Annotated in this window: 22 protein-coding genes and 1 pseudogene; 11 read left to right on the top strand and 12 right to left on the bottom strand. The window is 70.0% G+C overall.

Going from position 1 to position 19,845, the window contains the following annotated elements; translation table 11 throughout:
• The first annotated feature begins 26 nt into the window (after positions 1-26).
• On the top strand, positions 27-1,019 hold the full coding sequence (locus OG266_RS39160) for a hypothetical protein (protein WP_371551608.1): 993 nt from the start codon (positions 27-29) through the stop codon (positions 1,017-1,019).
• 66 nt (positions 1,020-1,085) lie between these two features.
• Complete coding sequence (locus OG266_RS39155) at positions 1,086-2,132, top strand: hypothetical protein (protein ID WP_266468244.1); 1,047 nt, start codon at positions 1,086-1,088, stop codon at positions 2,130-2,132.
• Between the two features lie 53 nt (positions 2,133-2,185).
• On the opposite strand, the gene arsM is transcribed toward OG266_RS39155, so the two are convergent.
• Positions 2,186-3,073 carry an arsenite methyltransferase gene (gene arsM / locus OG266_RS39150; RefSeq protein ID WP_371551605.1) on the bottom strand — a complete coding sequence of 296 codons (888 nt, stop codon included), beginning with the start codon at positions 3,071-3,073 and terminating at the stop codon, positions 2,186-2,188.
• A gap of 102 nt (positions 3,074-3,175) precedes the next feature.
• Between arsM and OG266_RS39145 the strand changes: the two genes are divergently transcribed.
• The 3 genes from OG266_RS39145 to OG266_RS39135 are packed head-to-tail and all read left to right on the top strand — an operon-like array spanning position 3,176 to position 4,742.
• Positions 3,176-3,553: an ArsR/SmtB family transcription factor gene (locus OG266_RS39145; RefSeq protein ID WP_371551603.1), complete on the top strand. Its 378-nt coding sequence runs from the start codon at positions 3,176-3,178 to the stop codon at positions 3,551-3,553.
• Positions 3,550-4,293: an aquaporin gene (locus OG266_RS39140; protein WP_371551601.1), complete on the top strand. Its 744-nt coding sequence runs from the start codon at positions 3,550-3,552 to the stop codon at positions 4,291-4,293. The genes OG266_RS39145 and OG266_RS39140 overlap by 4 nt, the downstream gene beginning before the upstream one ends.
• Before the next feature lie 26 nt (positions 4,294-4,319).
• Positions 4,320-4,742, top strand: a complete 423-nt coding sequence (locus tag OG266_RS39135; RefSeq protein ID WP_371551599.1) for an arsenate reductase ArsC — start codon at positions 4,320-4,322, stop codon at positions 4,740-4,742.
• Between the two features lie 53 nt (positions 4,743-4,795).
• Here the strand turns inward: OG266_RS39135 and OG266_RS39130 are convergent, their stop codons facing one another.
• The 3 genes from OG266_RS39130 to OG266_RS39120 all read right to left on the bottom strand — a co-directional run bounded on the left by OG266_RS39130 (position 4,796) and on the right by OG266_RS39120 (position 8,116).
• A complete protein-coding gene (locus OG266_RS39130) occupies positions 4,796-5,587 on the bottom strand; it encodes a spermidine synthase (RefSeq protein ID WP_371553121.1) in 792 nt (263 codons plus the stop codon).
• 279 nt (positions 5,588-5,866) lie between these two features.
• Positions 5,867-7,036: an elongation factor Tu gene (gene tuf / locus OG266_RS39125; protein ID WP_371551597.1), complete on the bottom strand. Its 1,170-nt coding sequence runs from the start codon at positions 7,034-7,036 to the stop codon at positions 5,867-5,869.
• A gap of 345 nt (positions 7,037-7,381) precedes the next feature.
• Positions 7,382-8,116, bottom strand: coding sequence for a DNA alkylation repair protein (locus OG266_RS39120; RefSeq protein WP_371551595.1), 735 nt, complete (start codon positions 8,114-8,116; stop codon positions 7,382-7,384).
• Positions 8,117-8,165: 49 nt separating this feature from the next.
• Here OG266_RS39120 and OG266_RS39115 point away from each other — a divergent pair, with 49 nt between their 5' ends.
• A complete protein-coding gene (locus tag OG266_RS39115; RefSeq protein ID WP_371551594.1) occupies positions 8,166-8,984 on the top strand; it encodes a TVP38/TMEM64 family protein in 819 nt (272 codons plus the stop codon).
• Positions 8,985-9,094: 110 nt separating this feature from the next.
• Here OG266_RS39115 and OG266_RS39110 read toward each other — a convergent pair.
• A pseudogene (locus tag OG266_RS39110) lies at positions 9,095-10,263 on the bottom strand (acetyl-CoA C-acyltransferase).
• A 102-nt stretch (positions 10,264-10,365) separates the two neighbouring features.
• Here OG266_RS39110 and OG266_RS39105 point away from each other — a divergent pair.
• On the top strand, positions 10,366-10,827 hold the full coding sequence (locus OG266_RS39105; protein ID WP_266468120.1) for a helix-turn-helix domain-containing protein: 462 nt from the start codon (positions 10,366-10,368) through the stop codon (positions 10,825-10,827).
• 125 nt (positions 10,828-10,952) lie between these two features.
• On the opposite strand, the gene OG266_RS39100 is transcribed toward OG266_RS39105, so the two are convergent.
• From OG266_RS39100 to OG266_RS39090, 3 genes are read right to left on the bottom strand one after another with little or no spacing between them, the layout of a single operon-like run.
• Positions 10,953-11,708: a cupin gene (locus tag OG266_RS39100; RefSeq protein ID WP_266468117.1), complete on the bottom strand. Its 756-nt coding sequence runs from the start codon at positions 11,706-11,708 to the stop codon at positions 10,953-10,955.
• Positions 11,705-12,646, bottom strand: a complete 942-nt coding sequence (locus OG266_RS39095) for a PmoA family protein (RefSeq protein WP_266468114.1) — start codon at positions 12,644-12,646, stop codon at positions 11,705-11,707. The genes OG266_RS39100 and OG266_RS39095 overlap by 4 nt, the downstream gene beginning before the upstream one ends.
• A complete protein-coding gene (locus OG266_RS39090; RefSeq protein WP_266468111.1) occupies positions 12,643-13,857 on the bottom strand; it encodes a Gfo/Idh/MocA family protein in 1,215 nt (404 codons plus the stop codon). Before OG266_RS39090 ends, OG266_RS39095 begins: the two co-directional genes overlap by 4 nt.
• A 327-nt stretch (positions 13,858-14,184) precedes the next feature.
• Here OG266_RS39090 and OG266_RS39085 point away from each other — a divergent pair, with 327 nt between their 5' ends.
• Positions 14,185-15,060: an undecaprenyl-diphosphate phosphatase gene (locus OG266_RS39085; protein ID WP_266468108.1), complete on the top strand. Its 876-nt coding sequence runs from the start codon at positions 14,185-14,187 to the stop codon at positions 15,058-15,060.
• Positions 15,061-15,175: 115 nt separating this feature from the next.
• On the opposite strand, the gene OG266_RS39080 is transcribed toward OG266_RS39085, so the two are convergent.
• Positions 15,176-15,736 (bottom strand): carboxymuconolactone decarboxylase family protein, encoded by a 561-nt coding sequence (locus OG266_RS39080; protein ID WP_371551591.1) that lies wholly within the window; start codon positions 15,734-15,736, stop codon positions 15,176-15,178.
• Between the two features lie 194 nt (positions 15,737-15,930).
• Between OG266_RS39080 and OG266_RS39075 the strand changes: the two genes are divergently transcribed.
• The gene (locus OG266_RS39075; protein ID WP_329550310.1) at positions 15,931-16,206 is read left to right on the top strand and encodes a helix-turn-helix domain-containing protein; all 276 of its coding nucleotides are present in this window, start codon (positions 15,931-15,933) and stop codon (positions 16,204-16,206) included.
• Between the two features lie 83 nt (positions 16,207-16,289).
• Positions 16,290-16,469: a hypothetical protein gene (locus tag OG266_RS39070; RefSeq protein WP_266468103.1), complete on the top strand. Its 180-nt coding sequence runs from the start codon at positions 16,290-16,292 to the stop codon at positions 16,467-16,469.
• A gap of 86 nt (positions 16,470-16,555) precedes the next feature.
• On the opposite strand, the gene OG266_RS39065 is transcribed toward OG266_RS39070, so the two are convergent.
• The 3 genes from OG266_RS39065 to OG266_RS39055 all read right to left on the bottom strand — a co-directional run bounded on the left by OG266_RS39065 (position 16,556) and on the right by OG266_RS39055 (position 19,026).
• Positions 16,556-17,296 carry an SDR family NAD(P)-dependent oxidoreductase gene (locus OG266_RS39065; protein WP_371551588.1) on the bottom strand — a complete coding sequence of 247 codons (741 nt, stop codon included), beginning with the start codon at positions 17,294-17,296 and terminating at the stop codon, positions 16,556-16,558.
• 237 nt (positions 17,297-17,533) lie between these two features.
• Positions 17,534-18,463: a CU044_5270 family protein gene (locus OG266_RS39060; protein WP_266468098.1), complete on the bottom strand. Its 930-nt coding sequence runs from the start codon at positions 18,461-18,463 to the stop codon at positions 17,534-17,536.
• Positions 18,460-19,026, bottom strand: coding sequence for an RNA polymerase sigma factor (locus tag OG266_RS39055; RefSeq protein WP_371551586.1), 567 nt, complete (start codon positions 19,024-19,026; stop codon positions 18,460-18,462). Before OG266_RS39055 ends, OG266_RS39060 begins: the two co-directional genes overlap by 4 nt.
• 213 nt (positions 19,027-19,239) lie before the next feature.
• On the opposite strand from OG266_RS39055, the gene OG266_RS39050 reads away from it, so the two are divergent.
• Positions 19,240-19,725, top strand: coding sequence for a nuclear transport factor 2 family protein (locus tag OG266_RS39050; RefSeq protein WP_371551584.1), 486 nt, complete (start codon positions 19,240-19,242; stop codon positions 19,723-19,725).
• Positions 19,726-19,845: the final 120 nt, after the last annotated feature.

The raw sequence follows: 19,845 nt of genomic DNA, 5'->3' as shown, positions 1-19,845 counted from the left end.
CGATGATCGCCGTATCGTTGCGCCGCATGTGGCCAGAAGAACAGCCGCCAGGGGGCGGGCGGGGTCCGCACAATCAGCGGAGTCCCGAGCACGGCGAGCAGCCGAATCCGTATCAGCAGCCGGGGTATCACCAACCCGGATACGGGCAGCCCAACCCGTACCAACAGCCCCCGGGCCCCTGGAACGCCCCGACGGTCCCCGCGACCGCTCCGGTCCCACCCCCACCGGAGGACAACGGCGGGCGGACGAAGGTCATCGCGATCGTTGCGGCCGCAGCCGTCGTAGTCGCGTCCGGGGTGACCGGATTCGCCGTACTCGGCGGCGGCGGCAAGGACGACGAAGCCGCTCCCCAACTGACCAACTCCCCGTCCCAGCAGTCGAGTCCGGCGAGTGATCCACGCGGCACCGACGACGAGAAGCCGACCGTCGCCGGGTGGAAGACCGTGGTGAACCCCGAGCGCGGCATCGCGTTCGACGTTCCCCCGGAGTGGGCGCTGAAGTCGACCAGTTGGGTCACCTACGTCGCGGAGGACGACGACCCCGAGGAGAAGCCCCTCATCGGTGTCGCGGCCCCCGCCATCCTGAAGGAGCAGTGGTGCGCCTCCGACGAGAACAAGGACGGACACGAGGACTACTCGGCGCTCGCGGCCGTCGGCACCAAGGGCAACAACGGGGCGAAGAGCCCCGCGGAGGCCGCCCGCGACGACGCGGCGACGTGGGTCTACGGCGCCTACACCCAGCCCGACAAGAAGCTGGTCACTGCCGGTGCGGTGGAGTCGTACACGACGAAGTCCGGTATCGCGGGCAGTCTGGCCACCGCCTCGTCGGCGGGTGTGAAGAAATCGAAAAAGTGTGCCACGGACGGGAAGGCCGCCGTGTTCTCCTTCCTGGCCCCCTCCGGCGACATCGTGTCGTGGGAGTTCTTCGGAGCCAAGGGGGTGTCCGCCGAGGTGCCGGACGCGACGGTACGGAGAATTCTCGCCACCGTACGTCTCCATGACGCCCCGTCGGACTCCTGATCCGGTACATGGCTGACGAGACACAGTGACCGAAACGAGTCACAGGCGGCACTAAGGTGAGGGCCCATGTGGCCAGGACAGCAGCCGCCCGGGGGCGAGCAGAACCCGCAGGACCAGAACCCGTACCAGCAGCCGGGGTACCAGCAGCCGAATCCGTACCAACAGCCCGGATACCAGCAGACGGGGTATCCGCAGCCCAACCCGTACGGACAGCAGCCGGGGCAGCCTCAGTGGGGGGTTCCATCGGAGCCTCTCGGGGCGCCGCAAGCGCCCGGCGGTTCGGGTGCCGGGGGCGGTGGAGGGAACAAAACCAAGATCACGGCGATAGTCGCGGCGTCCGCTGTGGTGATCGCCGCAGGTGTCACCGGCTTCCTCGTCCTCGGCGGCGACAAGGAGGACAACGCCGGTGGCGACCCGTCCAAGTCCCCCACCACCACGGCGTCCGCCTCCACGTCGCCGAGCGCGAGCGGCGGTGACGACAACCCGCGCGGCGGCGACGAGGAGAAGGCGACGATCGCGGGCTGGAAGGTCGTGGTCAACCCCAAGTGGGGCACGGCGTTCGACGTTCCGGCCGAGTGGGAGGTCCAGACTCCCGGTACGTTCATCGGCTTCGAGGACGACGCGAAGGGCGACGGTTCCGTACTGATCGGCATGTCCGCTCCCGCCTTCCTCCAGGAGAAGTGGTGCACCTCCGACGCCGACAAGGACGGCTACGAGGAGGACTCGGCGCTGGCAGCCGTGGGCACCAAGGGGCAGAGCGGCGCCAAGAACACCGACGACGTCGCGCGCAACGACTCGGCCTGGTGGGTCTTCGGCGGCTACACGGACCAGAAGGACGCTTCGAAGAAGCTGCTCACGATCGGCGAGCCGAAGGCCTACACGACGGCTTCGGGCATCAAGGGCAGCCTCGTGACGACGTACTCGTCCGGCGTCCCCAAGAAGGACAAGTGCGACTCCGACGGCAAGGCGACCACCTTCGCCTTCAAGAACTCGGCGGACGACTTCGTGTCCTGGACCTTCTACGGAGCCAAGGGCGTGTCCGAGGAGGTCTCCGACGCGACCGTGCAGAAGATCCTCGGCACGGTACGGCTGCACGGTGAACCGACGGGATGAGTCGCGGGCCGCGCGGAGACGTGATCTCAACTGCCGGACGGCAGTAGCGTCCGCTAGTCCTGACAGCCGCAGCCCGAGGCGGCCTTGGCCTGGGCGACTGTGCTGGTGGGATCGACGGAGGACTCGGCAGGGGTGCAGCAGGCGCTGACGCCGCAGCAGCCGTCTGCCGACTTCGCCGCACCGGCGGGGGTTTCGGCCGGCTTGGTGGCGCGGACGATGGCGGAGTGCATACCGTCGGCGACGGAGTGCGTGGGGGCGATCTCGATGTTCGTGAACCCTGCCGCTTCGAGGCCTTCGCGGTACTCGGCGAAGGAGAGGGCGCCCGCGATACAGCCGACGTAGTCGCCGCGTTCCGCACGCTGGGCAGCGGAGAGGGCGTCATCGGCGACGACGTCGGAGACGCCGATCCGACCGCCGGGGGCCAGGACGCGATAGGTCTCGGCGAACACCGAGGCCTTGTCGGTGGACAGGTTGATCACGCAGTTGGAGATCACGACGTCGATGGTGTTCCCGGGGAGCGGGATGGCCTCGATGGTGCCCTTGAGGAACTCGACGTTCGTCGCGCCCGCCTTCTTCGCGTTGGTGAGGGCCAGGGCGAGCATCTCCTCGGTCATGTCGAGGCCGTAGGCCTTGCCCGTGGGGCCGACGCGGCGGGCCGAGAGCAGCACGTCGATGCCGCCGCCCGAGCCGAGGTCGAGGACGCGTTCACCCTCGTGAAGGTCTGCGACGGCCGTGGGGTTGCCACAGCCCAGGGAGGCGGCAACGGCCTCGGCGGGCAGAGCGTCGCGCTCGTCGGCGGCGTAGAGGGTGGAGCCGAGGTTCTCGTCGATCTCGACCGGCTGCGGCCCGCAACAGGCGGTACCGCCCTCGGTGACCTTCACTGCTGCCGCGGCGTACCGCAGACGGACCGTCTCGCGCAGATCGGTGGACTGCTCGCTCATGACTCACTCCTGGATGACGGGCCTGGCGGGGCCCGAACGGCCTGTATTGACGTTCGTCGATGCAACCTTGCGCCTTGAATCGAAAAACGTCAACATAGAGGAATGTCGAAACAAGAACTTGAGGTGCTCGGCCAGGGCACGGACGGCGGCTGCTGCCAGGCGCTGGCCACCGCGCCCCTCGATGAGGGGCAGGCCACCGAGCTGGCGAAGGTGTTCAAGGCCCTGGGCGATCCCGTACGGCTGCGACTGCTGTCGATGATCGCTTCGCGGGAGGGCGGCGAGGTGTGCGTGTGTGAGCTGACGCCTGCGTTCGAGCTGTCTCAGCCGACGATCTCCCATCACCTCAAGCTGCTGCGCCAGGCCGGAATCATCGACTGCGAGCGCCGTGGGACCTGGGTCTACTACTGGGCGCTGCCCGGTGTCCTGGACCGCTTGGGTGCGTTCTTGACAGCCCCTCAGCCCGCCGGGGCGTCCGCGTGAGTGCCTCGCTGGGACGGCGTGCCGCGGCTGAGGCGGTGGGGACGGCCGCGCTGGTCGCGGTGGTGGTCGGCTCCGGCATCCAGGCGACCGAGCTGTCACAGGACGTCGGAGTGCAGCTGCTGGCCAACTCGCTCGCCACCGTCTTCGGTCTGGGCGTGCTGATCACGCTGCTCGGGCCGGTTTCCGGCGCCCATTTCAACCCGGTCGTCACGCTTGCCGCTTGGTTCGTCGGACGCGGAAGTGGCGACGGCCTCACCGCACGGGACGTGGCCGTGTACGTCCCTGCTCAGATCGCGGGGGCGATCAGCGGCGCGGTGCTGGCCAATGCGATGTTCGCCGAACCGTTGGTGAAGTGGTCCGCGCACGACCGCTCCGCCGGCCACCTGTGGCTGGGCGAGATCGTTGCGACCGCTGGGCTGATCCTGCTGATCTTCGGTCTGGCCCGGACCGATCGCGTCACCTTCACGCCGGTCGCGGTGGCCTCCTACATCGGCGCCGCGTATTGGTTCACCTCCTCCACGTCGTTCGCCAACCCGGCGGTGACGATCGGCCGGGCCTTCAGCGACACGTTCGCGGGGATCGCCCCGGCCTCCGTCACCCCGTTCATCGCTGCCCAACTGGTCGGTGCCGCGGTCGGCCTGGGCCTGATGGTGGCGGTGTTCGGCCGACCGGCTCCAGCCGAAACCGCCGTCGTCGTTCCTCACGGTGAGGCCGAACTCGCCGCCCCTTCCGCCCGTTGAGCCCGCTACCCAGAAAGACACCCGCCATGAGCACTCCCGCCCCGCGTCCATCCGTACTGTTCGTCTGCGTTCACAACGCAGGGCGGTCGCAGATGGCCGCCGCATTCCTCACCCATCTCGCCGGAGACAAGGTCGAAGTCCGCTCGGCCGGCTCCGCCCCCGCCGACACAGTCAACCCGGCGGTCGTCGAGGCGATGAAGGAAGTCGGCGTCGACATCTCCGCCGAGACTCCGAAGGTCCTGACCGTCGAGGCCGTGCAGGCGTCCGACGTGGTGATCACCATGGGGTGCGGCGACACCTGCCCGGTCTTTCCCGGTAAGCGCTACCTCGACTGGCAGCTCGACGACCCCGCCGGGCAGGGGGTCGCCTCGGTCCGTCCGATCCGCGACGAGATCGAACGGCGCATTCGTGGCTTGCTGGTTGAGCTGGAGCTTGGGCTGGACCGCTGACTCCGTCGGTGCATCCACTGCGCGTGGCGCCCATGCCGAACCAGGTACCGGGGTCAGCCGATGCTGAAGGCGCCGTCGGGCGGCTCGGGTGAGGGGACCGCGTTCTCGTCCCGTACGGGCTGCGCCTTGCCGATGAACTCCCGCAGTGCGGGGCCGTGTTCGACACGCGCGGGAAAGGCGTCGGAGGCGGTGCGGCGGGCGAGGGTCGCCGTGTCGAGGGGACGGTGGGAGGCCACGAGCACCGCGTTGCCGAAGCGGCGGCCGCGCAGCACGCCCGGTTCGGCGATCAGGGCCAGCTCCTCGAACACCGCGGCGAACGTGGCGAGTTGGGAGCGCAGGAAGGCGAAGGGCGCGGCGTCGGCGAGGTTCGCGAGGTAGACGCCGTCGGCACGAAGGACCCGCTCGGCCGCCCGCGCGTACGCCACGGAGGTCAGATGCGCCGGGACGCGCGAGCCGCCGAAAACGTCCGCGATCACGATGTCGACGGAGTCGGGTACGGCGTCCTCGATCCAGGTGCGGGCGTCCGCACCGTGCAGTGCGATTCCCGCGCCGTCGGGCACGGGCAGATGCTCGGCAACGAGGGTGAGCAGGCCGAGGTCGGCCTCCACCACGTCCTGCCTCGACCCGGGCCGCGTCGCGGTCACATAGCGGGGCAGTGTCAGCGCGCCTCCGCCGAGATGCAGCACGTCCAGCGCCAGCCCCGGTTCCGCGACCGTGTCCACCACATGCCCGAGCCGCCGCGCGTACTCGAACTCCAGATGCGTGGGCGCGTCCAGATCGACGTACGACTGCGGCGCCCCGTCCACCGTCAGCAGCCACGCCCGCTTCCGGTCGACATCCGGCATCAGCTTGGCGGTCCCGTGATCCACGTCCCGCGTCACGGGTATCGGCTCGTCGTCCACGGGTCCATTGTGCCGCCATGCCCCATCAGCTCCGGCCGGGGGAGATCTCTTAGCCCGTCCGGCGTTTGAGGACGAGCCCTTCGGGCGACCGGGGGTCTGGGGGCGGAGCCCCCAGGTACGGGACGGGCAGGGGCGGAGGGGGCGAAAACCCACGACCCCGCCCCGCCCCCCCGGGTACGGGAGAGCGGGTGCCCGCCCTCCCGGGCAGGCACCCGAACCCCGTCAGCCGACCGACGTCACCGTCCCCGCCCCCACAGTCCGACCCCCTTCACGGATCGCGAACCCCAGACCGGGCTCCAGCGGAACATCCCGCCCGAGCTCCACCGCCATCGTGACGGTGTCACCGGGCCGGGCAACGGCGATCTCACCGAGGTCGACGTCGCCGACCACATCCGCGGTACGGATGTAGAACTGCGGCCGGTACCCGGTGGACACAGGCGTCGTACGTCCGCCCTCCCGCGCCGACAGGACGTACACCTGCGCCGAGAACCGGCGGCTGGGTACGACACTGCCGGGCGCGGCGACGATGTGCCCGCGCCGAACCGCGTCGCGGGGCACCCCACGCAGCAGCAGCGCCACGTTGTCCCCGGCCTGCGCCTCCTCCATCGGCTTGCCGAAGGTCTCAAGGCCGGTGACCACCGTGTCGACGGTGGCGCCGAGCACTTCGACACGGTCGCCGACCCGGATCGTGCCTCGCTCGACCGCCCCGGTGACGACCGTCCCGCGCCCGGTGATCGTGAGCACGTTCTCGACCGGCAGCAGGAACGGCGCGTCCAGGTACCGCTCCGGAATGGGCACATACGTGTCCACCGCGTCGAGCAGCGCGTCGATCGCCGCCGCCCAACGGGGGTCCCCCTCAAGGGCCTTGAGACCAGACACCCGTACGACCGGTACGGAGTCGCCCCCGTACCCGTGCGCGGAGAGCAGCTCGCGGACCTCCAGCTCCACGAGGTCGGTGAGCTCCTCGTCGCCCGCGTCGGCCTTGTTGAGGGCAACGACGATGTGGTCGACGCCCACCTGCCGGGCGAGCAGCACGTGCTCGGCAGTCTGCGGCATGATCCCGTCGAGCGCGGAGACGACGAGGATCGCCCCGTCGAGCTGGGCCGCGCCCGTGACCATGTTCTTGATGTAGTCGGCGTGGCCCGGCATGTCGACGTGCGCGTAGTGCCGGGTGTCGGTCTCGTACTCGACGTGCGCGATGTTGATGGTGATGCCGCGCGCGGCCTCCTCCGGCGCCCGGTCGATCCGGTCGAACGGAACGAAGGTGCCGGAGCCGCGCTCGGCGAGAACCTTGGTGATGGCGGCGGTCAGGGTGGTCTTGCCGTGGTCGACGTGACCCATGGTGCCGATGTTCAGGTGCGGCTTGGTGCGCACGTAAGCCGTCTTGGGCATGGCTGTACCTCGAAGCCTCTTCATGTCAGCGGAGCTGAGTGATGGCCCCGGCGCGTATGTACGGGCCGGAACGGGGACCCCCAAGGACTTGCCGACCCTCCCCCTGCGGGGTCCGCCGGACAATCCGGGAAGGGTCAGCTTCGGGCGCCGTCGACGGCGGCCACGAGGATCGGGACGGCAGCCTTCGGCGCATCCGCGACTGCGGATGCTGCGAGGAAGAAGGCGTACCGGGACATGAGGAGATCTTCGCCGACACGTCTGCCCACGTCGAATGGTTTTTCGCGTCCTGGACGCGTCGTGGAGGCGTCCTGGAGTCAGGTGTTTCCGGTGGTGCGTAAGGAGACTTCAGGGGCCGATGTTCTTCAGAGCCTCGCGCACGGACAGCGGCGCGAACCTCCCACGCTCCCTCGCGAGGAAGTCCCGTACCGCCTCGGGGTCCGTCTTGGCGTACTCCCGCAGACACCAGCCGATCGCCTTGCGGATGAAGAAGTCGGGGTGTCCGGACTGGCGGAGGCAGTACCCGAAGAGGCGTTCCGTGTCGGTGGCGTCCTTGTAGCGGAGCTGGTGGAGCAGGGCCGTACGCGCGACCCACAGGTCCTCGTCCTCGATCCACGCGTCCATGTCGGCCTTCAGCTTCGGATCGGCCGCCACCAGGCCCCCCACTGTGTGGGAGGCGAGCGCGTCGACGGTGTCCCACCAGGAGACCGTGGCGACGAGGTGCCGTGCCACCGGCAGGAAGCCGGACGAAAGGCGCTTCACATGACGACGCAGGTAGTCGACGGCGAAGTAGTGGTACTCGCGTTCCGGCAGCTCCCAGCAGCGCAGTGCGAGCGCCGTGCAGTCGGCCTCGTCGGGGCGCGCCGTGCCCAGGAGGACGGTCCGTGACAGGGCGCGGCGCTCGGGTGTGGTCAGGCCGAGGAAGGGTGCGATGTCCTTCATGTAGGCGCGCATCGACACGGCGCGTTCCGGATCGGCCGCTGCGGTGTAGGTGGCGGTGAGCCGCTCCAACAAGGTGTCCGCAAGGACGCTGTTCGGCACCTCGAACGGCGCACCTGACGTTCCCGAAGCTGTGACGCCCATGAGACGAACCATACGGCGATCACACACGTCGGTCGGTTAGTGTCACCGGATGCTCGATGCCACCAACCGCTCTGGGGGCACCGCCACGGCCACTCCCCCGGCCGCCGCTTCGGAGCTCGCCGCCGCGCCGGAGTTCGCCATCGCCGCGGAGACCGCCATCGCCGCACCAACAGGTCCGGCCGTCGCGCCCACCAGCCTTGCCGCCCGCTGCACACGAGCCCTGCTGTCGCCCTGGTCGCGGCTCTCCCTGCTCGTGGTGCTGCTCGCGGGGGCCGCGTCCAGCGTGCTGCTGTTCGAACCGCAGCGGCTGCTCTCCGACGGCTGGCCGCCGCAGCTCAACGGTGCCGCGGCGGTCGTCGCCTTCGCGGCGGCGTACGGGCTTGTCACGGTCGCGTTCGTGCCCCGGCCGCTTCTCAGCCTCGCCGCGGGCGCCCTCTTCGGCTCCCAGCTGGGCCTCGCCGCCGCCATTGGAGGCACGGTGCTCGGCGGCGGACTGGCCTTCGGGCTCGGTCGGCTGCTCGGGCAGGACGCGCTGCGACCGCTCCTTCGCGCCCGTTGGCTCAAGGCGGCGGACGGGCAGCTCAGCCGCCACGGCTTCCGCTCGATGATGGCGGCCCGGCTGTTCCCCGGCATCCCGTTCTGGGCCGCCAACTACTGCGCGGCCGTCTCCCGCATGGGCTGGCTGCCGTTCCTCCTCGCGACGGCGCTCGGCACGATCCCGAACACCGCCGCGTACGTCGTCGCAGGTGCCCAGGCCTCGGCGCCGACTTCGCCCGCCTTCCTGATCGCGATGGCCTTCATCGCCGTACCGACCCTCGTCGGGATTGTGGTGGCCTGGCGCAAGCGGCACCACCTGCGCGGCCACTGACGCATTGCTGCGGCACCGGCCGCTGAGACGCTGCTCGGCGCCGGTCACTGAGGCGCTGCCGTGGGACGCGCGGCCGCCGAGGCGCACTGCCGCGGTCGTCCGACCCGGCGTTACACGGCTTCCAGGACCATCGCGTTGGCGAGTCCGCCCGCCTCGCACATCGTCTGCAGCGCGTAGCGGGCTCCGCGGGCGCGCATCGCGTGGACGAGGGTGGTCGTCAGACGCGTGCCGCTCGCGCCGAGCGGGTGGCCGATCGCGATCGCTCCGCCGTGCACGTTGACCTTGGCCAGATCGGCGCCCGTCTCCTGCTGCCAGGCCAGGACGACGCTCGCGAAGGCCTCGTTCACCTCGAAGAGATCGATGTCGTCGAGGGTCAGACCCGCCTTTCGGAGCACCTTCTCGGTGGCCGGGATGACGCCGGTGAGCATCAGCAGTGGGTCGGAGCCGGTGACGGCGAAGCTGTGCAGGCGGGCGATCGGGCGCAGGCCGAGGCGGGCGGCGGTCTCGCTCGACGTGATGAGCACGGCCGACGCGCCGTCGTTGATCGGGCTCGCGTTGCCCGCGGTGACCGACCAGTCGATCTGCGGGAAACGCTCGCCGAAGCCAGGGTCGTAGTAGGCGGGCTTGAGCCCGGCGAGTATCTCCGTGGTGCTGGCGGGCCGGACGCACTCATCGCGGGTCAGCCCGTCCAGAGGCGCGACCTCGGCATCGAACAGACCGCCGTCCCAGGCCGCGGCCGCCTTCTGGTGCGAACCGACCGCGAACGCGTCCATACGCTCACGCGAGATGCCCCACTTGGCGGCGATGAGTTCGGCGCTGATGCCCTGCGGCACCAGGCCCTCCGGGTAGCGCTCGGCGACCCCGGGCCGAAGGGGTCCTTGCCCGCCGGCACGTTCGACCACATCGGGACGCGGCTCATCGACTCGACGCCACAGGCGACGACCATGTCGTATGCGCCGGACATGACGCCCTGCGCCGCGAAGTGCACGGCCTGCTGCGACGAGCCGCACTGACGGTCCACCGTGGTCGCGGGCACGGCGTCCGGGAAGCCGGCCGAGAGCACGGCGTACCGAGTGGTGTTCATGGCCTGCTCGCCGACCTGGTCGACGGTGCCGCCGATGACGTCGTCGATCAGCGCCGGGTCCACTCCGGAGCGCTCGACGAGACTGCGGAGTGTGTGGGCGAGGAGTTCCACGGGGTGGACATGGGCGAGGGCGCCGTTCGACTTGCCCTTGCCGACGGGGGTGCGTACGGCTTCGACGATCACGGCGTCACGCATGTCTGATCTCCAAACCCATAGAGTTTGCTTTTCAAACCCGCTAAGTGACTCAAGAGTAGCTCAGTGGGTTGGAACAACCAACCCACCCACTAGACTGGGCGCATGAAGGACGCCCGCCCCTGCTCGATCGCCGCCACGCTCGCCCTGGTCGGCGAGAAGTACTCCCTGCTGGTGCTGCGCGAGGTGTCGCTCGGCGCCACGCGCTTCGACCAGCTGGTCCGCAACATCGGTGCCCCGCGCGACGTACTGACCGCCCGGCTGAAACGGCTCGTCGACGCCGGCGTGCTGAAGAAGGTCGAATACAGCGATCGCCCCAAGCGCTACGAGTACCTGCCCACGCAGGCGGGGCTGGATCTGGAGCCCGTCCTGCTCACGCTCATGGCGTGGGGCGACCGGCATCTCCAGGAGGACGGCTTCCGGCCCATGGTCCTGGAGCACACGTGCGGCAATGAACTGGTCCCGCAGGTCGTCTGCCGGGAGTGCGGCAAGGAAGTCGAGCACGACGACCTGATGGCGCACCCGCAGGCCCCGGGCTGGACCGTGACGGGTCCTGCGGCGGCGTAGCGGACGCTACGGCTACGGCTACGACTACGACTACGACTACGACTACGACTACGACTACGACGCAGCGGTGCCCCTACCGACAGGCCTCACGCGTCTAGTGCGTCCCCTTTGCGGACCTCACGGGTCTAGTGCGTCCCCTTATGGACGTCGTAGACATCGAGCCGTCCGCACATCCCGAACCGGCCGTACGCGGACGGCTGTTCAGCCCGTACGACAGCGTCCGAGAGGTGGGACGCGTCGCCCCGCTCCAGACGGTCGAGCTGGTGCCCCGTAGCCGCGGCGGCAGCTTCGGCACCCCGCTGCCACCGCTCGCGCCACTCGGCGAGCCGGGGCCGAACCAGCGCGGCCGCGGCCCGGTGGAACTCGGCGAGCGGCTCGGGTCCGTCCGCGTCACGCAGCGCCCGGTAGCCCTCGACGGCGAGGTCGCGCCGGGCTCGGGCGACCCGCTCCCGCTCCTCCTCGGGCGCGTCGGCCGGGATGGCCGTAGCGGCCGCGTACGTCTCGGCGTCGGTCAGGTACCGCGGCGGCAGCGTGAGGACGGCGTCCCCCGCCTCCGGCAGCCCGTTGTTCTGCATGAGGACGGTGATGCGCAGATCGTCCTCGTTGACCAGCCGGTGGATGGTGCCGGGCGTGAACCACACGACGGCACCGGGCACGAGCGGCGTCACCTCGTACCCGGACGTCGTCAGCGTCTGTACCGCGCCGCGCCCGCCGGTGACGACGTACGCCTCCGAACAGGTCAGGTGCATATGAGGAGTTCCGCCACAGACGCCGTCTGCCGCGGGCCAGTCGTAGACGCGGAGGTGCGAGACGGCGACGGCCCCCGGAAGCCCGTCGAAGCCCTGGACTGCCGCCGTGCCCGGTACCTCCTGCCCGCTCACCACGGGTGCTCCTCCAGGTACTTCGCGACTTCCTCGCGCTCCCAAACCCCCTCGGCCACGACGACCCGGTAGCGGCGGGTGAGCGTGTCGCCGGGTGCCAGCTCCAGTTCGTCGTAGAAGGCGAGCGACGGGGCGACGGCGGCGAAGGGTTCGTTGCGTACGAACCAGTGGGCCGGGTGGGCGCCGGCCTCCCCGGAGTGGTCGTTCTCGGGGGCGTGCGCGAAGACCATCGTCGCGTGTCCGTCGGAGCCGTCGTACTCCCCCGAGAACGCGAGCCACGGCGCCTGCCGCCCCATCAGTCCGGGCCCTTCGGAGTCGGGCCCGATGATCCGCCCGTCCCGGAAGGCCCGCGGTCCGCGCCAGAACAGGCCCGTGTAGCCCGCCATCTCACGTCCCGCGGTGGTCGGGCTGCCGAAGCGCAGCGGCTCGTCGCGCCGGTTGGTGACCGCGGTGGTCCAGGTCAGCGCCCAGGAACCCGACTCCGGATCGACGTCGTGCACCTCGATCCGGCGCTCCTCGTCGGCCCACAGTTCGCCGTCGTACGGATGCCATGTGAGCCGCTCCACGATGACCGCGCGACTGTCGTCCGAGTCCACCCGGTCGAAGGCGACGTGCGCCATCGACCCGACGCGCTCTGGGAGTTCGACATAGCCGTTTCCGTGAACGTATGTGTTGCCGCCCCACAGGTTCTGGCCGGAGAGGTGCGAGGCCGTCATCTGGAGGCCCTTGTGCCAGCGGTGGTCGTTGGGCCGGTAGTCGGTGACAACGTTGTTCGCCAGCGTCCTGAGCGGGTGCAGATACGGCTTCGGGGCCTCCCACGCCGCCTCGGGACGGTAGACGTAGCTCAACAGCTCGACACCGGTGCCGACTTCACTGATGGTGATGCTCTCGCCGTGCGCGTGGACGATACGCAGGCCACCCTCCGAGGGCGTGGTCATGCCGACACCCCCTGAGACACCTCAGACACCTCGGACGCCTGGGAACCCGCGGGCGCCCAGCCCGCCGCACCCCCGTGCAGAGCCGTGTAGTACGGATCCCCCGGACCGATCTCCCCGGCACGGACGGTCGTGTCCGTGAACGCCGACTTGTACAGCGCGGTGATCAGTTCCAGGCTGGTGCGTCCGTCGGCGCCGCTGCTGCGCGGCCGCTCGCCCGCACGCATGCTCGCCACCAGGTCCCGCAGCTGCTCAAGGTGCGAACTCGGCACGTCCGCACCGAAGTCCCGCCAGGCCGCCACGTCCGCGTCCGGCGCTTCCGGAACCGGGGTGATGCGCCAGTTGTCGTTGCTGTGCCCGTACAGGTGCGTGAGCTCGACGGTGGCGCGTTCGCAGTCGATGCGGATACGGCTGACCTCGTCCGGGCTCAGGACACTGTTGACGACGGTCGCCAGCGCGCCGTTCTCGAAGCGGACGAGAGCGGTCGACACGTCCTCCGTCTCCACGTCGTGCACGAGCCTTCCGGCCATGGCGCGCACCTCGCTCCACGGCCCCATCAGATCCAGCAGCAGATCCATCTGATGGATGCCGTGCCCCATCGCGGGCCCGCCGCCCTCGGTCTCCCAGCGTCCGCGCCAGGGGACGGCGTAGTAGGCGGCATTGCGGTACCAGGTCGTCTGGCAGTGCGCGACGAGCGGACGCCCCATGGCCTGCTCGGCGATCAGGCGCTTCACATGGCGTGCGCCGGACCCGAAACGGTGCTGGAAGACGATCGCCGCGTACGGGCCCCCACCGAGCCCCTCCTCCGCCTCGACGGCGTCGAAGTCGGCGAGTGTCGGGACCGGCGGCTTCTCGCACCACACCCACGCTCCGGCCCGCAACGCCGCCACGGTCTGGTCGCGGTGCAGCGTCGGCGGCGTACAGATGACGACCAGATCCGGCCGCTGCTCCTCCAACATGCGGTCGAGGTCGGTGTACGCGTGCGGGATGCCCACCTCCGCGCAGAACTCCCGAACCGCGTCCTCGGCGATGTCGACCGCGGCGACGATCTCCGTCTCCCCTTCTTCGGCGAGTCGGGCGAGCGCGGGGACATGACTCCCGCGCGCGATGGCGCCCGTACCGATGACAGCAGCCCTGATACGACGGCCGTCGAACGGGGCCGCGGGGCGGTTCGGGGAGGTCTCGGGGCTGGTGTCGTTGCTGGGTGTGGGCATGTTCGTGATCAGCACTCCATCGGACGCGGTCGTCAGACGTTGGCCAACGCATGATGACACCCGGACTGACTCCGGAGGCAGCAAGCGCTTTCCCGCCTGCTGAAACGTATGCGCCGGTCCAGCCGCCGGTCAACACCGAGAACCCTGTCTTCCGGCGGCACGGGACGCCCCCGGGCCGCTCCCGCCCCGTCCGGCTACGAAACCCCTGTGCCGGGACTGTCGGACGGGGACGCTACGCTGCCCTCAACACCACCCGTGATCACCGCGATCAGCGGCACGGTATGCCCGTCGCCCCTTCCACGATCAGTTCTGGGACCACGTAACTTCATGTCTTGGTTTGAATCCCTCATCCTCGGACTCGTCCAGGGGCTGACCGAGTTCCTTCCCGTGTCCTCCAGCGCGCATCTGCGTCTGACAGCGGCGTTCGCAGGCTGGGAGGACCCGGGCGCGGCCTTCACCGCGATCACCCAGCTCGGCACCGAGGCCGCGGTACTGATCTACTTCCGCAAGGACGTCGCGCGGATCATCTCGGCGTGGTCCCGCTCGCTCGTGAACAAGGCGATGCGAAGCGATCACGACGCGCAGATGGGCTGGCTGGTGATCGTCGGCTCGATCCCGATCGGCGTGCTCGGGGTGACGCTCAAGGACCAGATCGAGGGGCCGTTCCGCGATCTGCGGATCACCGCGACGATGCTGATCGTGATGGGCATCGTCATCGGCATCGCCGACCGGCTCGCGGCCCGCGACGAGGCGGGCGGGAAGCACCGGGCCGCCAAGGAGCGCAAGACACTGCAGGACCTGAACACCAAGGACGGCCTGCTCTACGGCCTCTGCCAGGCGTTGGCCCTGGTCCCCGGGGTCTCCCGGTCCGGCGCGACCATCAGCGGCGGCCTGTTCATGGGCTACACCCGTGAAGCGGCGGCCCGTTACTCCTTCCTCCTCGCCATGCCGGCCGTACTCGCATCCGGACTCTTCGAGCTCAAGGACGCCAGCGAGGGCGGCCATGTCGACTGGGGCCCGACGGCCTTCGCGACGGTCATCGCCTTCGCGGTCGGGTACGCCGTCATCGCCTGGTTCATGAAGTTCATCTCGCACAAGAGCTTCATGCCGTTCGTCTACTACCGCATCGCGCTCGGCATCCTCATCATCGTGCTGGTGACGACGGGCGCGCTCAGCCCGCACGCGGCGGAGTCGGCGGGCTGACGGTTCGGCTCCGGCGGGCCCCAAGCGTCGCCGGGGTTCGAGCACGTCACCGCAGAGTCGGCTGACTGTCCGCCCAACTCCAGCACGTCACCGTCGAGTCGGCGGTGCTGTCGGCTCAACTCCCCGGCAGGGCGAGCGCCCAGGGTTCCCCCTCGATCCGCACTCCGTTCGCGACGTACGCGATCGTCCGGTACCAGCCCGCGAGGACCAGCAGCTCCAGGACTTCGCTTTCGTCGAAATGCTCCCGCAACCCACTCCACGCCGCGTCGCTCACCTGCGAGGTGGCGTGGAGTTCGTCCACGGCACGCAGCAGGGCCGTCTGCCGGGCGGACCACGCGGGGTCGTCGGCTTCGCCGGTCGCGGTGAGGGTGACCTGCTCCTCGCAGAGTCCGGCCGTTTCGGCGTACGCCGCCATATGGACGCCCCACTCGTACGCGCATCCGGAGCGGGCGGCGACGCGGGCGATCACGAGTTCGCGGTCGGCGTCGCCGAGCCGGCCGTGGACGAGGAGGCCCGCACCCAACGCCCGCATGCGCGAGGCCAGTTCGGGGTGGCGTTCCAGGACCTTGAAGAGCATCAGGGGTTCACGGGTGACGCCGGGCGGCATCCACCTGTGCAACGCGCGGTCGGTCTCGGGCTCGTAGGGCGGCGTGACGCCGTCGATGCGCTGCTTCATGTCCAGCACCCTTGCGCTTCTGAAATCGAAGCGCAAGGGTAGGAGTTGAGCAACTCCCCGCGAGAGGCGTCCACTTGACCACGCCACCCGAACCCCAGCACTCCGCCGCCGGTATCCCGACAACCGACTCCCCGCCAGTCGACTCCCCGGCACCCGGCCGCCCGGTGCGCGGCTCGACGAGCGGCCGCCCCGTCATGGCGGCGTTGGACCTCCTCGGGCGGCGCTGGACTCTGCGCGTCATCTGGGAACTCCACCGGGGCGGGGGCCCGATCGGCTTCCGCGACCTCCAGCGCCGCTGCGACGACATGTCCTCCAGCGTCCTGTCCACCCGCCTCACGGAACTCCGCGAGGCGGGTATCACCACGTCAACCGCCCACTCCTCCTGGCATCTCACCCCGCTCGGCGACGACTTGGTGACCGCGATGGGCCCCCTCCTTGACTGGTCCCGCAGCTGGGCCGAGCGACAGTGAACGCGGCGGCCGTGACCAACCACATACGGCCTGAGTAGCCGTCTGGTAGCGCACTGTCAGTCCATGCCCTTAGGCTTGCACCCATGTCCCCCGATTTAATGCCCTCTGGTTCCGTGCGGTCTGCCGCCGCGGTGAACGAACAGATTCGCGCGCTGTGGATGCGCGCAGGCGGCTCCCTCTCGGCGCAGGAGCGAGCGGAGTACGAGCTGTTGGTCGTGGAGTGGGCCAAGGCGATACGCGGCGAGGTCATCGAGGCGGCGTGACGTCGCCGATGCGGCGGCGCTCGAACCGCTGAGCGGAACACGCTCGAACCACAAGCTCGAACCGCCGAGCCGCAACACCCCGGACCTCACCGCCCTCCGGACACCCGCAGCACCGCCCCCGTCGTGTAAGAGGCATCGGGTGACATCAACCAGGCGATGGCGGCGGCGATTTCCTCGGCCTGGCCGACTCTGCGGAGCGGAATGGCGGACACGGCGCGATCGGCCCGGCCCGGGTCACCCATCGCCGCGTGCATCTCGGTGTCGACCATCCCCGGCGCGACCGCGTTGACGCGGATGCCGTCGGGGCCGAGTTCCTTGGCGAGGCCGATGGTCAGTGTGTCGACAGCCGCCTTGCTGGCCGCGTAGTGGACGAACTCCCCGGGACTCCCGAGGGTGGCGGCCGCCGACGAGACGTTCACTATGACTCCGCTCCCCCAGGCCGCCATCGAACGGGCCGCGCGGCGCGAACACAGCAGCGTGCCCAGGAGGTTGACCTCCACCACCCGCCGCAGATCTGCGGGGTCGGCGTCCGCGAGCCTGCCGGGCGGGCCGGTCACCCCGGCGTTGTTCACCAGCCCCGTCACCGGCCCCAGCCGGTCCGCCGCCATGTCGAACAACCGCTCCACATCGGCCTCGTCGGAGATGTCCATACGGACCGTGACACAGCGCGCCCCGGCCCCCCGGACGGCGGTGGCGGTCCATTCGGCGGCGGCGCCGTCGCTGACGTATCCCAACGCGATGTCGTGCCCGTCCGCGGCGAGGCGCGTACAGGTCGCGGCACCGATCCCCCGACCACCGCCCGTGACCACCGTGACAGAACGTGCCATAAGTGCCTCCTCGCAGCGCGAACGGATCGCCCCACGATCGCAGATGCGCGAGCACGTCCCCGTAGAGGACGTACGGCCCCTCCTCGGGCAACTGGACTGCCACACAGCCGAGTTGTCCAACTTCGGGACGGCACGCCGGTGTTCTGCTCCGGACCGGTGACGGCACGGACAGGGCCCGGTGCACAAGGATTCGTGCACCGGGCCCTGTCCGACCCTGCCCCTGGCCGGGAAGACCAGTCAGCCAAGCTTCCAGGCCGGCCCCACGGACAGATAAGTCGTGCCGAGCCATGCCCCGCCCGTGACGGCGCCCTTCTCCTGGTGTTCCAGGACGTCACTGGTGTCAGGGTCGACGATGAGGCGGTGGTGCAGCTCCGGGCCTTGCCATTCCACGGCCGTGCCCTGCCGTCCCGCGCTGTCCTTGGCCGGGCCGACGAGCCGTACGCCGTCCATCCCGGCCAGGATCTCGAACAGGGCCGCGCGCAACTGGGGGCTCGACGGTGCGGTGGCGAGCAGTTGCACGATGCTGTTGTGGAGATTCCCGGTCGTGGCCGTGCTGCCTGCTGAGTCGCCGAGAAGGCGGGTTTTCAGGGCCGCCGGGTCGGTGGGCAGCTTGCCGAGTTCGTCCCAGGTCAGCTTGGTCTTCCCGATCGTCCAGACCATGCCCCGGGGCTCGGGGAAGTAGCAGAAGCCGTCGCGGCAGGCCCCCGAGTCCCGCCCGCCGGGGCCCTGTTCGAGGATGACGGCGGTCCGGCTGAACCAGGTCGACTGGATGTCGGCCTTCCCGCCCGGGTGGGTGTAGCGGACGCGCACCTTCCAGTACGGGACGTCGGTGGCGGGCTTGCTCTCGTCCGCCGCCGCGTCCGCCACGTGCTGCAAGAAGGCCGCCGCGTTCGCGCTCGCGGCCGGCGGGCCGCCGTCGACGGAGACCGTCGGGTACACCAGGACGGCGGCGGTGACCGCCGCCACGGCCAAGGCGGCCACTGCGGACCGGCGCCGGACGCCGCCACGCCGCCGCCGGGGGACTGCCGCCATGTCACGGGCCACGGCCTCCCGTACCGCGGCCTGCGCGGCTGCGACGGTCGACGTGCTCGGCGGATCCACCCGCCCGGCGGCCTCAAGGGTCTCTGCGCCGGGAAAGTCGAGGACATCGGGCTCGGTCGTGGTCATGCGAGGTCTCCTGTCCGGTTGAGGGTGCCGGCACTGGTCGGTGCGAGTGCCGCACGCAGCCGTGCACGGGCACGGTGCAGGCGGGATCTTGCGGTGCCCGGGGGGATTCCGACCGCGGCCGCGGCCTCGGTCGGGGTGAGCCGCTCCCAGGCGACGAGGAGCAGCAACTCGCGCTCCACGTGCGGAAGTCCGGCGATCGTGTGCCGCAGGAACGGCGCGACCGCCGCGGCGTCCAGCCGTTCGTCGACCCCCTGCCACGGGTCGCTGTCGGCACGATCACCGGGCGTTCCCGGCTGTTCCCGCCCGTTCTGCCGCCAGTGCGCGGCCAGTACGTTCCTCGCCACCCCGAACAGCCAGGTACGAGCCGTGCCACGGTCGGCGTCGAAGGTGGAGCGGCTCGCGTAGGCCTGCAACCAGACCTCCGCCAGCAGATCGTCCGCGGCGGCGGGCGCCCGGCGGGCCAGATAGCCGTGCAGTACACCGGCGTGGCGCTCGACCAGTGGCTCGAAGGCCGCCGGGTCACGCGCCGAGCGCGTCAGCAGATCCTCGTCGTCCGACTCCATCGGGTCCCCTTCCGCAGCCGCTCGACCACGGCCACACCCCGTACTTGTCGAGTACCGGCCGGAGCGTTCGCGCTACGCCGCTCAACAGCGGTCGGAGAGCGGAGTCCTGCCGCTCGGCGAAGCCACCGGTCTCACGCACACAGAGGTGGACGGCTCCTGAATATCACCGCTTAGCCCCTTGGCGTGGCAGGCCCCGTGGCCAACACTGATCAAATGACGCAGCGTGTGGAGCTCGCGACCGTGATGGACCGGTTCGCCGTGGACGGACTCGTCACCGAGTACGCGGTGGCCGTGGACGACGGAGACTGGGAGGCGTACCGGGGGCTGTTCGCGCCGGACGGACGTGCGGACTACCGCTCGGCCGGCGGAATCGAGGGAGACGCCGTGCAGGTCGCAGGTTGGCTTTCCCAGAGCATGGAACTGTTCCCGATGCGTCAGCATCTGATCGTCAACCGGCGTGTCCGGTTCGGGCTGCTGGAGCAGGACACCGGCGACACCGCCCGAATCCAGGCGGACTACATCAATCCGATGAGGTTCGCGGGACATGACGACGGTTCCACCGCGCCCGACTTCGTGTGCGGCGGCCGTTACGCCTTCGGGCTGGTGCGTACGCACGACGGCTGGCGGCTGCGCGAGGTGATCGTCCAGGAGAAGTGGCGCCGCACCTCCCAGAAACGTCAGGAGCCCGCGGCCACCTGAGGGTCCTGAGCCCTCGGCGGCGCAGAAGGATGTGATCAGCCGCCACCCGAGCGCCCTGACCGAGAACAGTCGCCACCCGAGCCGATACCCCCTGTCGGAGATCGTCCCCGACGCGCACAC

Origin of the sequence: Streptomyces sp. NBC_00554 (assembly GCF_041431135.1) — a bacterium.
GTDB lineage: Bacteria > Actinomycetota > Actinomycetes > Streptomycetales > Streptomycetaceae > Streptomyces.
The sequence above is the reverse complement of the archived record's forward strand: the minus strand, read 5'-3'. Positions and strand labels throughout refer to the sequence as shown.